Consider the following 12,996-nt stretch of genomic DNA (forward strand, 5'->3'; position numbering starts at 1 on the left):
AAGCATCCAAAGAATAGCAAGGTCGAGCATAAAGCATTTACATTTAAAGGAGTTGGCTGGCGTATGAGTTATCAAATAGCAGTATTAGCAGGGGATGGGATCGGTCCTGAAGTGATGGCAGAGGCGCGTAAAGTGCTGCGTGAGGTTGAAGCGCGTTTCGATTTGAATATCGAATACACTGAATTCGATGTTGGCGGTATTGCCATCGATAACCACGGTTGTCCCTTACCCGATGCCACACTAAAGGGCTGTGAAGCGGCCGATGCGATCCTGTTTGGCTCGGTAGGCGGCCCTAAGTGGGAAAAGTTACCGCCAAATGAGCAACCTGAGCGCGGCGCGCTATTGCCACTGCGTGGTCACTTCGAACTGTTTTGTAATCTGCGCCCAGCTAAATTGCATGATGGCTTAGAACATATGTCACCGCTGCGTAGCGATATTTCCGCCCGTGGCTTTGATGTTTTATGTGTGCGCGAGTTAACCGGCGGCATTTATTTTGGTAAGCCGAAGGGCCGTCAAGGCGAAGGCGAAAATGAAGAAGCCTTCGATACCATGCGTTATAGCCGTCGCGAAATTAGCCGTATCGCCCGCATCGCCTTCGAAGCCGCCCGTGGTCGCCGTAAAAAAGTGACCTCAGTGGATAAAGCCAATGTGCTCGCCTGTTCAGTGTTATGGCGCCAAGTGGTTGAAGAAGTCGCGGTAGATTTCCCCGATGTCGAGCTTGAACACATCTATATTGATAATGCGACCATGCAGTTGCTACGTCGTCCCGATGAGTTCGATGTGATGCTATGTTCTAACCTGTTCGGCGACATTTTATCCGACGAAATCGCGATGTTAACCGGCTCTATGGGCTTGTTGTCATCGGCGAGCATGAACAGCACTGGCTTTGGTTTATTCGAACCTGCGGGTGGCAGTGCGCCCGATATCGCGGGTAAAGGCATTGCAAACCCTATCGCCCAAATTCTGTCGGCGGCATTAATGCTGCGCCACAGCTTAAAGCAAGAAGAAGCCGCTTGTGCGATTGAGCGTGCCGTCAGCAAAACATTAAATTCTGGCTACTTAACCGGTGAGCTATTGAGCAGCGATAAGCGTAGCCAAGCTAAATCAACCGCCGAGATGGGTGACTTTATCGCCAATGCTATAAAGGAAGGTGTGTAATGACGACTGTGCCAAAAAACGCGGTGGCAAAAACGCTGTATCAAAAAGTATGGGATGCCCACGTTGTAGCGACTCCTGAAGGTGAAGCGCCGATCATTTATGTCGACAGACATTTAGTCCATGAAGTGACTTCCCCCCAAGCATTCAGTGGCTTAAAAGTGGCGGGCCGCAAACTGCGTGCACCGGAAAAAACCTTTGCTACTATGGATCACAACACTTCGACCCGTAGCGCCAGCTTGGATGCCCTAAGTCCAATGGCGCGCACACAGGTTGAAACCCTAGCGCAAAACTGTAAAGACTTTGACGTGCATTTATACGACATTCATCATCCTAATCAAGGGATTGTGCATGTAATGGGCCCTGAGTTGGGTATTACCTTGCCCGGTACTGTGATTGTCTGTGGTGATTCCCATACCGCGACCCATGGCGCCTTTGGCGCATTGGCGTTTGGCATTGGCACATCGGAAGTTGAGCACGTGTTAGCAACCCAAACCCTGCGTCAGCTAAAAGCGAAAACCATGAAGATTGAAGTGCGTGGTCATGTTAGCGATGGCGTGACCGCCAAAGATATCGTACTCGCTATTATTGGCAAAATCGGCATGGATGGTGGCACGGGTTATGTGGTGGAGTTCTGCGGTGAGGCGATTGAAGCCCTGTCGATGGAAGGCCGCATGACAGTGTGCAACATGGCAATTGAGATGGGCGCTAAAGCGGGCATGGTCGCGCCGGATCAAACCACTTTCGACTATTTAGCTGGCCGCGAATTTGCGCCAAAGGGCGAAGATTGGACTGAGGCTGTCGCTTACTGGAAAGCCATAAAGACCGATGATGGCGCCGTGTTTGATGCTGTAGTTGAGTTAGATGCCGCCGATATCGCACCACAATTGACTTGGGGTACTAACCCAGGCCAAGTCGTAGCGATCGATGGCAAAGTGCCTAATCCTCTTGATGAAGCCAACCCAAGTACCCGAGCTAGTATGGAAAAGGCCCTAGAATATATTGGCCTGAGTGCGGGTACGCCTATGACAGACATCAGCATCAACAAGGTATTTATCGGTTCATGTACTAACTCGCGGATTGAAGATTTACGCAGCGCTGCCGTACATGCCAAAGGTCGTAAAGTCGCGAGTGGCGTCACCGCGATTGTTGTACCTGGTTCTGGTCAAGTGAAAGCCCAAGCCGAAGCCGAAGGCTTAGATAAAATCTTTATCGAAGCCGGGTTTGAGTGGCGTTTACCGGGTTGTTCCATGTGTTTAGCGATGAACGATGACAGATTAGAAGCGGGTGATCGCTGCGCTTCGACCAGTAATCGTAATTTCGAAGGTCGCCAAGGCCGTGGTAGTCGTACCCATTTGGTGAGCCCGGCGATGGCCGCCGCCGCTGCGGTGGCTGGGCATTTTGTCGATATTCGTAAACCTTACTAATTACCGTAAACCCAAGAGGAGAAGTTAATGCAACCTTTTACGACCCATACCGGGCTTGCGGTCATGATCGACAGCACCAATATCGATACTGATCAGATTATTCCGAAACAGTTTTTGTCTAAGGTGACGCGCGATGGTTTTGGCGTGCACTTATTTCATGACTGGCGTTATTTAGATGATGCGGGCGATGTGCCTAATCCTGAGTTTTCATTGAACCAGCCTCGTTATAAAGGCACTTCAATTCTTTTGTCGCAGGAAAACTTTGGTTGTGGTTCAAGCCGCGAACATGCGCCTTGGGCGCTGGCAGACTTCGGTTTGCGCGCCATTATTGCACCGAGTTTTGCCGACATTTTTTACGGCAACTCAATCAATAACGGCCTATTGCCTGTGGCGTTAACCCACGCGCAGGTGCGTCAGTTGATGGATGAAGTGGCGGCAGAAGAAGGCGCGCAAATCACAGTTGATCTCACCAGCTGTAAAGTGATTGCACCGTCAGGTGCTGAGTTTAGTTTTACGCTGGCAGAGTCGGCGAGACATAAGTTACTCAATGGGTTAGATGCTATTGGGCTGACCTTGTCCCATGCTGCGCAAATCAGTCAGTACGAAACTCAAATCCAAGGTTGGCGCCGCTAAACTTTCAGCGCACATTTGTACTCGTGTTGAGTCTATATTTATGCGCCTAGGTTAATACCTAGGCGTTTTTGTTTTGAATCTCAATACACTCTTAATTTAATTTATTGTATTTTAAGACATAAATTTTTATTGTCGTTTTGATACTAGAAAATTTTATTCTCTGCAGTGATTTATGCTGAATTTGTCGAGTTTAAATGATTTACAGGTGTTCTAAAGTTTTAATTTTTTATCTTGTTGTTTAATATTGGTATTTGTTGGGTTCTTTATTTAAATCTCACGACAGTCGTTAATGATTTTTGAGTGTTTAAAGGTTGGCTTTTGTTTGAATGGTGATGTATGTCACTAAATCTGTTTTAAAGTCGCATTTCTTTAGATTTTCTGTCTGTTTTATCTCCTTTGGTTGCAAACATCTTCTGCATAAGTAAACTGCTGCGCATTCAATATGGAGTGTTTGCTCTATTTTGCCTGAACGCCGCAGTACTCATCTAAGTAGTACAGATAACAATAATATGATTAGAGAATAACAATGCAAAAACGTCTTCTGACTTTGGCTGTCACTGCAGCCTTGTTAAGTTCAACTACTCAACTCCATGCCGCAGGTTTTCAACTTGCGGAATACTCTGCTACAGGTTTAGGTCGCGCCTTTGCTGGTGAAGCCGCTATGGCGGATAACGCTTCGGCTCAAGGTCGAAATCCTGCCATGCTCACTTATTTAGAAGGACGCCAGTTGTCCGCGGGTGGCATTTACGTTATGCCAAACGTCGATGTGACTGGTGATGTGAGCCTTAGCTCACCGTTAATTGGTCCAAATCCTGTTGTTATGAAAGGTGGCGACGCACTGGATGTGGCCGATGACGCACTTGTGCCAAATTTTTATTATTCAAATCAGCTAAATGATCAATGGACTTGGGGCCTAGCGGTAAACTCTAATTATGGTCTAGCCACTGAATTACCCGCGACCCACGCAGCGGCTATTTTTGGTAACAAGACTTCGGTTACGACCGTTGAATTTAATCCAAACATCGCTTATCGCATCAATGATGCTGTCAGCGTAGGTGCTGGTGTACGTATCGTTTATGGTGAAGGCGAAATTGGTGCCTCATTACCAGGTTGGGTTGATGGTATCAAACCTGCTCTGCCAGCTCCTGTGCAGGCAGTGTTACCTCCAGGTGGCACTGAGCTGAAAAGCATGAAGGGTGATGATGTGGGTTATGGCTGGCAGTTAGGTGTCAGTTGGCAGATTAATCCGGCTCACCGTTTGGGCTTTGCTTATCACAGTGGCGTGCAACTGGACTTGGATGGTCATGCCTCAGGTGTGCTGTACACTGGCGGCCAAGATGTGTCCATTGAAGGTTATTTACCGCTTGAATTACCCGCTTTTGCAGAGATAGCTTCCCATCACCAATTGACCGATAACTGGGCCATGCATGCGAGTGTGAACTGGACTGATTGGAGCGTATTCGATCAACTAGTGGCTTATTTCCCTGGTGAAGTTAAACCTAAGGGCGGTTTAGAGTCTGATTTAGTTAAAGAAGAGCACTTCGAAGATAACTGGCGCTTCGCGCTAGGGACGACTTATCAAGTGAATAACGATTGGTTAGTGCGTGCGGGTGTTGCTTTAGATAAAACGGCGGCAAATGACGAGTGGCGCACAACCACAATTCCAGACTCTGACCGTCTGTGGTTCTCTGTGGGCGCAGGTTATCAGGCAACTAAGAACCTGAACGTTGATTTTGCTGTGACTTATATTAAAGCGACTGGCGATGCGCCAATCAACGAACAGCAAAACCTATTGAACCTAGCGACTGTTAACTTTAACGGCGAAGCAAGCGGCGATGTATGGCTTGCGGGTATCCAAATGAGCTACAAGATGTAAGTTCAGTATGTTAAAAAAAGCCCTGAATCTTCAGGGCTTTTTTATGGCTATAGCATGGTGGCGTTATCTTGTTTTACGGCTTGCTTGCTGGTCACGGCGGTAAATTCCGAATATATTCACTGCATAAGTCGGTGGATCATGTTAATTCTCGCCAGCATAAAAAGGCGGCGGAGAGTTCAGATAGGATAGTAGCGTGCAGAAAAAATACGTGGTGGCCTTAGATCAAGGCACAACCAGCTCAAGGGCGATAGTGTTCGATCACGACGCAAACATTGTCACCGTATCCCAGCGTGAATTTACCCAGTTGTACCCTAATCCGGGTTGGGTCGAGCATGATCCCATGGAGATTTGGGCAAGCCAAAGTTCAGTGTTAATTGAAGTATTGGCGCGTGCGGGTATTCACAGCGATGAAGTGGCCGCCATTGGCATTACCAATCAGCGGGAAACCACTGTTATATGGGAGAAGGCCACAGGTAAACCTATTTATAACGCGATTGTGTGGCAGTGCCGTCGCAGCGCTGAGATTTGTGAGCAACTCAAAGCTCAAGGGTTAGAAGAATATGTGCGTGAGAATACCGGTTTATTACTCGACCCTTATTTTTCAGGCACTAAGATCAAATGGATTCTAGATAATGTGCCCAATGCCCGTGAGCAAGCCGAGCGTGGTGAGTTGTTGTTCGGCACTATCGATACTTGGCTCGTGTGGAAGTTAACCGAGGGCAAGGTACATGTTACCGATCCCACCAATGCTGCCCGCACTTTGCTATTCAATATCCATAGCCTGACTTGGGATAATAAGTTACTCGAAGCCTTAGATATTCCCTTGTCTATGTTGCCTGACGTTAAACCCTCCTGCAGCGTGTATGGTACGACACGGATTGCGGGTGAAGGCAGTGAAATCCAAGTTGCAGGAATGGCGGGCGATCAACAGGCTGCGCTTTTTGGTCAGTTATGTGTCGAGCCCGGCATGGCGAAGAATACTTACGGTACTGGTTGTTTTTTATTGATGAATACAGGGACAAAAGCGGTGCGCTCAGACCATGGCTTATTGACTACAGTTGCCGTGGGGCCTAAGGGTGAAGTGAACTATGCCCTTGAAGGTTCAGTCTTTATGGGCGGAGCGACCATTCAATGGCTGCGAGATGAACTGGGGCTTATTCGTGATGCCAGTGATACTGAGTACTTTGCCTCTAAGGTCGCCGATACTAATGGCGTGTATCTGGTGCCCGCTTTTGTGGGACTCGGTGCGCCCTATTGGGATCCCAATGCCCGTGGTGCGCTATTTGGTCTGACACGCGGGGCGAATCGTAATCATATTATTCGGGCGGCGTTAGAATCCATCGCTTATCAGAGTAAAGATTTACTCGATGCCATGATCAAAGACAGTGGCGTTAGCCTTAAGCGTTTAAAGGTGGATGGCGGCGCGGTCGCTAATGATTTTTTGATGCAATTTCAAGCCGACATTACCGATGTCGAAGTGTTAAGACCAAGCGTTTGTGAGACAACCGCTTTGGGTGCGGCATTTTTAGCTGGGTTGGCAGTGGGCTTTTGGGAGAGTGTGATAGAGCTTGAGCACAAAGCCTGCATTGATAAGCATTTTATCCCTAATATCGATGCCCAGACTCGAGTACAGCTATACGCAGGTTGGCAGGACGCGGTGGCCAGAACTCGAACTTAAACAATACGCTTTGAGGCGGCATTGGTTTGAGATAAAACTTAATTTGAGGTATCGCATGATTCGAAATCTGGCCTGATTTCAGACATGCTCGATAGTGCTGCTAAAAAGAGGCTAATAAAAAGGCGCTAATCCAATGGGATTGCGCCTTTTCCGTTTTATATCAGTACGGATTTATACTTCTACATCAATGATATGTTGGCTCGGTGGCTTCTTGATTTCTGCGGAATCATCGGTCACTTCAAGTACGACACCTTCTTTTAGTTTTAGCGTTTCGGTTTCATCCGATGCACGGCGTTTCTTATTTTTATTGTTATCTGATTCTTTGCGTCTTTCCCTAACTTTAGTATCGTGGCTTTCTAACGCTGGAGGTAACTGCGACTGCGGTGTTTCATGGCTATCGGGGGCATTTGCGCTTGCACTGCTGACTTGGTCAACAACCCGTTTAGGGTGAAACACGGCTTTTACTGGCTGTGCCAGCATGGCATAAATGCTATCCAATCCACTCATAACGCCTCCTTGTTATTACACCTCTTAATATGATATCGGCTGAAGTAGGTCAATATTTAGACTATACGCCGTTTAACTTGTTAAGGCGAATAAGGCGAGCCATTAGGTAGCTAGTGCGGGTATAAGGTGAATGTATAGGGAGAAAGTGGTTCTTTTTGTGGATTTTACGTGGGATTTTTGATCTTTCTCGCAATCGCGACATTAATATTCAGCCATTAGTAAAAAGATGAACGTCTTTATTTGGAATAAAAATTTAGATTTTTATGCTGATTTCAACTCTTTTTTGACTGTCGAATAAGGATGGACGTAAGTTTGTTTTGTTGCGTTTTTGAGTTTGACGTTATTTCTCGACCCGTAAAATCCCACAAATACAGAAATAATTCCCCATTTTTTTCATCGCAAGCACCTGAAAGCAAAAGGTTGCTGAATATATCGGCGCTATTTATTCCTGTTGTTTCCTCTGTTTAGTCAATCTCTAATGGTTTTTCTTGTCAAAAGTTTGTCGCGAGGTTAAGTGCTCAACATGCGGCTAACCCGCTTGCCGACTGGATTTATAAAAGGATCCCATCCCTTGACAATGCTTGTCGACTGTCCCTAAACTTAGCAGTTGTGGGAAATAGTGGATATTTGTGGATCAAAAATCAAAGGATAGGATGAATTAGCGTGTTTCGTGGAGCCAGTGCTATCAACTTAGATACAAAGGGACGGATCGCTATTCCAGTGCGATACCGCGAACCTTTGCAGCTTGAGCACCAAGGGCGCATCGTGATTACCGTCGATATCCAATCCGCCTGTTTACTCTTGTATCCCATTCACGAATGGGAATTGATCGAAGCTAAGTTGTTGAAGCTTTCAGATACCGATAAAACCCAGAGATCTTTAAAACGCCTGTTACTCGGCTACGCCCACGAAGTGGAGCTCGACAGTAATGGGCGCATATTACTGCCGCCACCGTTAAGGCAATATGCCAATTTAGATAAGCGCATCATGCTGGTGGGGCAATTGAATAAATTTGAGCTGTGGGATGAGCAATCTTGGCTGCAGCAAATTGATGAATGTCAGGAAACGATTCGAAGTGAGGATCTCGTTAATAATGAGCGCCTCGCGGATTTTTCACTTTAACGAGTCGTGATAACTAAATAAGAAGAGAGTAATGAGTCAAGAATTTGCCCATTTATCCGTACTGCTAGCAGAAACGGTTGGCGGTTTAAACATCAAAGACGATGGCATCTATATCGATGGCACGTTCGGCCGCGGTGGTCATTCAAGACATGTATTACAACAACTCGGTGAACATGGTCGATTGATCGCCATCGATCGTGATCCTCAAGCGATTGAAGCGGCCAAACAATTTGCTGACGATCCACGCTTTCAAATCGTGCATGGTGGCTTTGGTCAATTAGCCGATTATGTCGAAGAGCTTGGGCTTGTGGGCAAAATTGATGGCGTATTACTCGATTTAGGTGTGTCTTCACCCCAGCTCGACGATGCTGAGCGCGGTTTTAGTTTTTTGCGCGATGGTCCACTCGATATGCGTATGGATAACAGTCAAGGCCAAACGGCTGCGCAATGGTTGGCTCGTGCTGAAATTGAAGATATGGCTTGGGTATTTAAAACCTACGGTGAAGAGAAAAATGCTCGCCATATTGCCCGTTGTATTGCTGCCGACCGTGAGAAAACGCCGTTTTTACGTACCAAAGATTTAGCCGATTTAATTGCGCGTATCACTAAAAATAAAGAACGCAATAAGCACCCTGCGACTCGGGTGTTTCAAGCGATCCGCATTTATATCAATAGTGAATTAGATCAAATTGATCAGGCTCTTGAAGGAGCCGTCAATGTGCTCGCTCCCCAAGGACGTTTGTCAGTCATCAGTTTCCATTCTTTAGAAGATCGTATCGTGAAGCGTTTTATTCGTCGTCATAGCCAAGGCGAAAGTGTACCGCACGGTTTTCCGGTTACTGAAGATCAAATTAACAAGTCGCGTAAGTTACGTGCCGTGGGCAAGGCGATTATGCCATCCGACGAAGAAATCGAACGCAATGCCAGAGCTCGCAGCTCAGTGTTACGCATTGCCGAGCGTTTAGATTACTAAGGGGCGCACTGTGAGTAAGCCCTCGATTAATCTGCCACGGATCGTTTTACATGATTTATGGCTGCACAAATGGATCTTGTTATTAGCCTTGCTTGTGCTGAGTAATGCGGTTGCCGTGGTTTATGGCAGCCATGTTAGCCGTCAACTGACAACCCAGTGGGACCAGTTACTGCAGGAGCGAGATAGATTAGATATTGAGTGGCGCAATTTATTATTAGAAGAGCAATCGCAGACTGAGCACAGTCGTATTACGCGTATTGCCTCTAAGGAACTCAACATGAGTCGTCCGTTACCCAGCGAAGAAGTTGTGGTAAAGGTGCCGTGAGTATAGGGAAGATATGACTAGGCAAGCGAAAATCAAACGGGTAAGCAAACCGCAAAAACCTCAATTGATCCACTGGCGTTTATACGTAGTGGTCGGGTTTGTGTGTGCGTTGTTTTGCAGCCTAGTGGGACGCGCAGCTTACATTCAAATTATCGAGCCCGACAAATTACGTCACGAAAGTGACATGCGAACATTGCGGACCACAAGTCGTGAAGTGCAGCGTGGCTTGATCACCGACCGTAATGGCGACATGCTGGCCGTGAGCGTACCAGTACGAGCCGTCTGGGCCGATCCAAAACAAGTCAATGATAGTAATGGTTTTGCCGATATGCGCCGCTGGCAAGCCTTAGCCGATGTGTTGCATGAGCCCCTCGAAGATTTGTTAGAGCGAGTGCGCAGTAACCCCACCAAACGCTTCACCTACTTGAAACGCCAAATTACCCCTGCGGTTGCGGACTATATTACTCAGCTTAAATTACCCGGTGTATTTCTAAAGTCTGAATCTCGCCGTTATTATCCTGGTGGTGAAATCACAGCTCAGTTAATCGGCATCACTAACATAGATGATGTTGGGATTGAAGGTGTTGAAAATGCTTACAATAGTTGGTTAACAGGTACGCCTTCCAAACAAAAAGTGCGTAAGTCACGCGATGGTCATGTCGTCGAGCGTCTCGATATAGTGCAGGAAGGTGAGAGTCCAAATGATCTCGTGCTGAGTATCGATCATAGGATCCAACAATTAGCCTATCGCGAACTAAAACGCACCACTGAGATGAACCAAGCGACTTCGGGTTCGATTGTCGTCCTCGACATTCACACGGGTGAAGTCTTGGCTATGGTGAATACGCCTTCGTATAACCCCAATGCGCGCGACAATCTGCAAACCTTCAGAATGCGTAACCGTGCTATGACAGATACCTTTGAGCCGGGTTCGACCATTAAGCCATTTGTGGTAGCCGCAGCGCTTGAAGCTGGCACAGTTAAATCGACCGATATTATTGCCACTTCACCGGGTTGGATGCGTTTAGGTGGTCGCCAAGTACGTGACCCCGCGAACTACGGCGATATGAGTTTGGCGCGTATTTTGGCTAAATCCAGTAACGTCGGCATCAGTAAATTGGCTTTGTCTATTCCGGTGCAGCAACTGCTCGGCACTTATCAATCCATGGGACTTGGTAGTTTTTCGGGAATTAACCTCACGGGTGAAAGCGCTGGCTTGATTCAAGATCGCCACCGTTGGTCAGACTTTGAACGTGCCACCTTGTCCTTCGGTTACGGCTTAACGGCAACAACACTTCAACTCGCGCGCATGTACGCCACCTTAGGCAATGGCGGTACTTTGTTCCCAGTCTCGATAATGAAACTGAAAAAGCCACCTGTCGGTGAGCGAGTCATTTCTGAAAATGTGGCCCACGATGTGATGCAAATGCTGGTCGGTGTAACGGAAAAAGGTGGCACTGGCACCTTAGCACACATCGACGGTTATCCAGTTGCAGGTAAGTCTGGCACAAGTCGTAAGGCAGTTGCTGGTGGTTATGGTGATGATTATGTTGCTTTATTTGCGGGTGTTGCTCCTGCGAATAATCCTAGATTAGCGATAGTGGTGGTAGTGAATGAGCCTAAGGGTGATCTCTATTATGGTGGTTCAGTGGCGGGGCCTGCATTTGCCAAAGTCATGTCTGGCGCACTGCAAATGTTAAACGTTGAACCCATTACCGATAAAGAACAAGTGCAATTGGCGGGAATCGCCGCTGGGAGAGCAGAATGATGTTATTACGGGATTTGCTAGCGCCTTGGCTACATTATGCTGGCGCGCAGTCCTTCAATGATCTGACCTTAGATAGCCGCGCAATACGTCGCGGCGATGTGTTTTTGGCGCTGCCAGGACATAAAGTCGATGGCAGACAGTTTATTGAAAAAGCCTTAGATTTAGGTGCAGCAGGCGTATTAGTTCACACGGATGATGCTGACCAACATGGCAAAGTGTTGCTGGGCGATAATGCCGAGCACGGTGTGCAGATTTATTTCTTTCAGTTAAGTCGTCAGGTATCGGCAATTGCCGCCCAGCGTTATCCCTTAGCGCACAAGTCTGCCGTTATGCCATCCCTTGGGGTTATCGGCATTACTGGAACTAACGGTAAAACCTCTACGAGTCAACTCATTGCACAACTGGTGACTTCATTGGGGCGCAAAGCCGCCGTCATGGGCACCCTTGGCAATGGTCTCTGGGGCGAGCTTGTTGATAGTGGTAACACCACAGCCGATGCGATTACCTTAATGCGTCAGTTGCATGAGTTTGAAGCCCAAGGCGCGAACGTCTGCGCCATGGAAGTGTCGAGCCACGGCTTAGTGCAAGGCCGCGTCGACGCAGTACCATTTGATGTTGCCGTGTTCACTAATCTGACGCGCGATCACCTCGATTACCACGGCGATATGGAAAGCTATGTCGCCGCTAAACAAAGCCTATTTCGTTTCAGCACTTTAGGTCACGGTTTATTGAATCTCGACGATGCAGTTGGCGCCTCTTGGTTGACTGAGCTTAAGCCTGTGCCTGCGCAGATTTGGGGTTTTAGCATTGAAGGTCATCAAGGTGCGGCTTTTTATACTAAAAATGCCAAGTTTGACGATCAAGGTGTCAGTGCAACCTTAGTGTGGCCCGAGGGCGAGACTCAAATCCACTCGCCACTTCTTGGTGCCTTTAATCTCTCTAATTTACTCGCGGCGTTATCGGCCTTGTATCTGCAAGGTTTTGATATGAAAGCGTTAGCCGAGCAGGTGCAATATTTAACGCCCGTTGCAGGTCGTATGGAGCGTTTCACTACAGCGGATAACATCACCTTAGTGGTCGATTATGCCCATACACCCGATGCGATAGAACAAGCGTTAAACGCGCTACGTCGCCATTGTGCTGGTGATTTATGGTGCGTGTTTGGTTGTGGCGGCGACCGTGATAAGGGCAAGCGTCCTTTGATGGGCCAAGCTGCTGAACAGTTTGCCGACCGCATTATGGTGACCAGCGACAATGCGCGCAGTGAAGACCCCGCGCAAATTATTACCGATATTATCCAAGGGCTTGCAACACCAGAGCAGGCATTGACTCAGGTTAACCGTATCGCAGCAATTAAAGAGGTTGTGGCATTGGCTAAACCTGGCGATGTGATCTTGCTGGCGGGCAAAGGCCACGAAACTTACCAAGAGGCGGCAGGTGTGCGTCATGACTATGATGAACGCGCTCTGGCACGCCAGTTATCGGAGCAATCAAGATGATCCCTCTTTCTCTCGAGGCCCTAAGTCAACACT

At 47.7% G+C, this 12,996-nt stretch carries 11 protein-coding genes; 10 read left to right on the top strand and 1 reads right to left on the bottom strand.

Features of this window, described 5'->3' with window-relative positions; genetic code table 11:
- Positions 1-63: 63 nt before the first annotated feature.
- The 5 genes from leuB to glpK all read left to right on the top strand — a co-directional run bounded on the left by leuB (position 64) and on the right by glpK (position 6,769).
- Positions 64-1,158 carry a 3-isopropylmalate dehydrogenase gene (gene leuB, locus KO533_RS20650; RefSeq protein ID WP_219255940.1) on the top strand — a complete coding sequence of 365 codons (1,095 nt, stop codon included), beginning with the start codon at positions 64-66 and terminating at the stop codon, positions 1,156-1,158.
- 23 nt (positions 1,159-1,181) lie between these two features.
- On the top strand, positions 1,182-2,582 hold the full coding sequence (gene leuC / locus KO533_RS20655) for a 3-isopropylmalate dehydratase large subunit (RefSeq protein WP_219255957.1): 1,401 nt from the start codon (positions 1,182-1,184) through the stop codon (positions 2,580-2,582).
- 27 nt (positions 2,583-2,609) lie between these two features.
- Positions 2,610-3,215: a 3-isopropylmalate dehydratase small subunit gene (gene leuD, locus KO533_RS20660; protein WP_219255942.1), complete on the top strand. Its 606-nt coding sequence runs from the start codon at positions 2,610-2,612 to the stop codon at positions 3,213-3,215.
- Positions 3,216-3,741: 526 nt separating this feature from the next.
- Positions 3,742-5,091 carry an outer membrane protein transport protein gene (locus KO533_RS20665; protein ID WP_219255944.1) on the top strand — a complete coding sequence of 450 codons (1,350 nt, stop codon included), beginning with the start codon at positions 3,742-3,744 and terminating at the stop codon, positions 5,089-5,091.
- Between the two features lie 193 nt (positions 5,092-5,284).
- A complete protein-coding gene (gene glpK / locus KO533_RS20670) occupies positions 5,285-6,769 on the top strand; it encodes a glycerol kinase GlpK (RefSeq protein ID WP_219255946.1) in 1,485 nt (494 codons plus the stop codon).
- A 171-nt stretch (positions 6,770-6,940) separates the two neighbouring features.
- Here glpK and KO533_RS20675 read toward each other — a convergent pair whose 3' ends face one another.
- Positions 6,941-7,276, bottom strand: a complete 336-nt coding sequence (locus KO533_RS20675; protein ID WP_173247350.1) for a hypothetical protein — start codon at positions 7,274-7,276, stop codon at positions 6,941-6,943.
- 663 nt (positions 7,277-7,939) lie between these two features.
- Here KO533_RS20675 and mraZ point away from each other — a divergent pair.
- The 5 genes from mraZ to murE are packed head-to-tail and all read left to right on the top strand — an operon-like array spanning position 7,940 to position 12,963.
- Positions 7,940-8,398, top strand: coding sequence for a division/cell wall cluster transcriptional repressor MraZ (gene mraZ, locus KO533_RS20680; protein ID WP_105251188.1), 459 nt, complete (start codon positions 7,940-7,942; stop codon positions 8,396-8,398).
- A gap of 31 nt (positions 8,399-8,429) precedes the next feature.
- Positions 8,430-9,371 carry a 16S rRNA (cytosine(1402)-N(4))-methyltransferase RsmH gene (rsmH, locus tag KO533_RS20685; RefSeq protein WP_219255947.1) on the top strand — a complete coding sequence of 314 codons (942 nt, stop codon included), beginning with the start codon at positions 8,430-8,432 and terminating at the stop codon, positions 9,369-9,371.
- A gap of 10 nt (positions 9,372-9,381) precedes the next feature.
- Complete coding sequence (gene ftsL / locus KO533_RS20690; RefSeq protein WP_105251190.1) at positions 9,382-9,696, top strand: cell division protein FtsL; 315 nt, start codon at positions 9,382-9,384, stop codon at positions 9,694-9,696.
- A 13-nt stretch (positions 9,697-9,709) separates the two neighbouring features.
- Complete coding sequence (locus KO533_RS20695) at positions 9,710-11,464, top strand: penicillin-binding transpeptidase domain-containing protein (protein ID WP_105251191.1); 1,755 nt, start codon at positions 9,710-9,712, stop codon at positions 11,462-11,464.
- Entirely contained in the window at positions 11,461-12,963 is a 1,503-nt protein-coding gene (gene murE / locus KO533_RS20700) for a UDP-N-acetylmuramoyl-L-alanyl-D-glutamate--2,6-diaminopimelate ligase (RefSeq protein WP_219255949.1), read from the top strand. The genes KO533_RS20695 and murE overlap by 4 nt, the downstream gene beginning before the upstream one ends.
- Positions 12,964-12,996: the final 33 nt, after the last annotated feature.

Origin of the sequence: Shewanella sp. NKUCC05_KAH, assembly GCF_019345585.1 — a bacterium.
Taxonomy (GTDB): Bacteria; Pseudomonadota; Gammaproteobacteria; order Enterobacterales; family Shewanellaceae; genus Shewanella; species Shewanella oncorhynchi.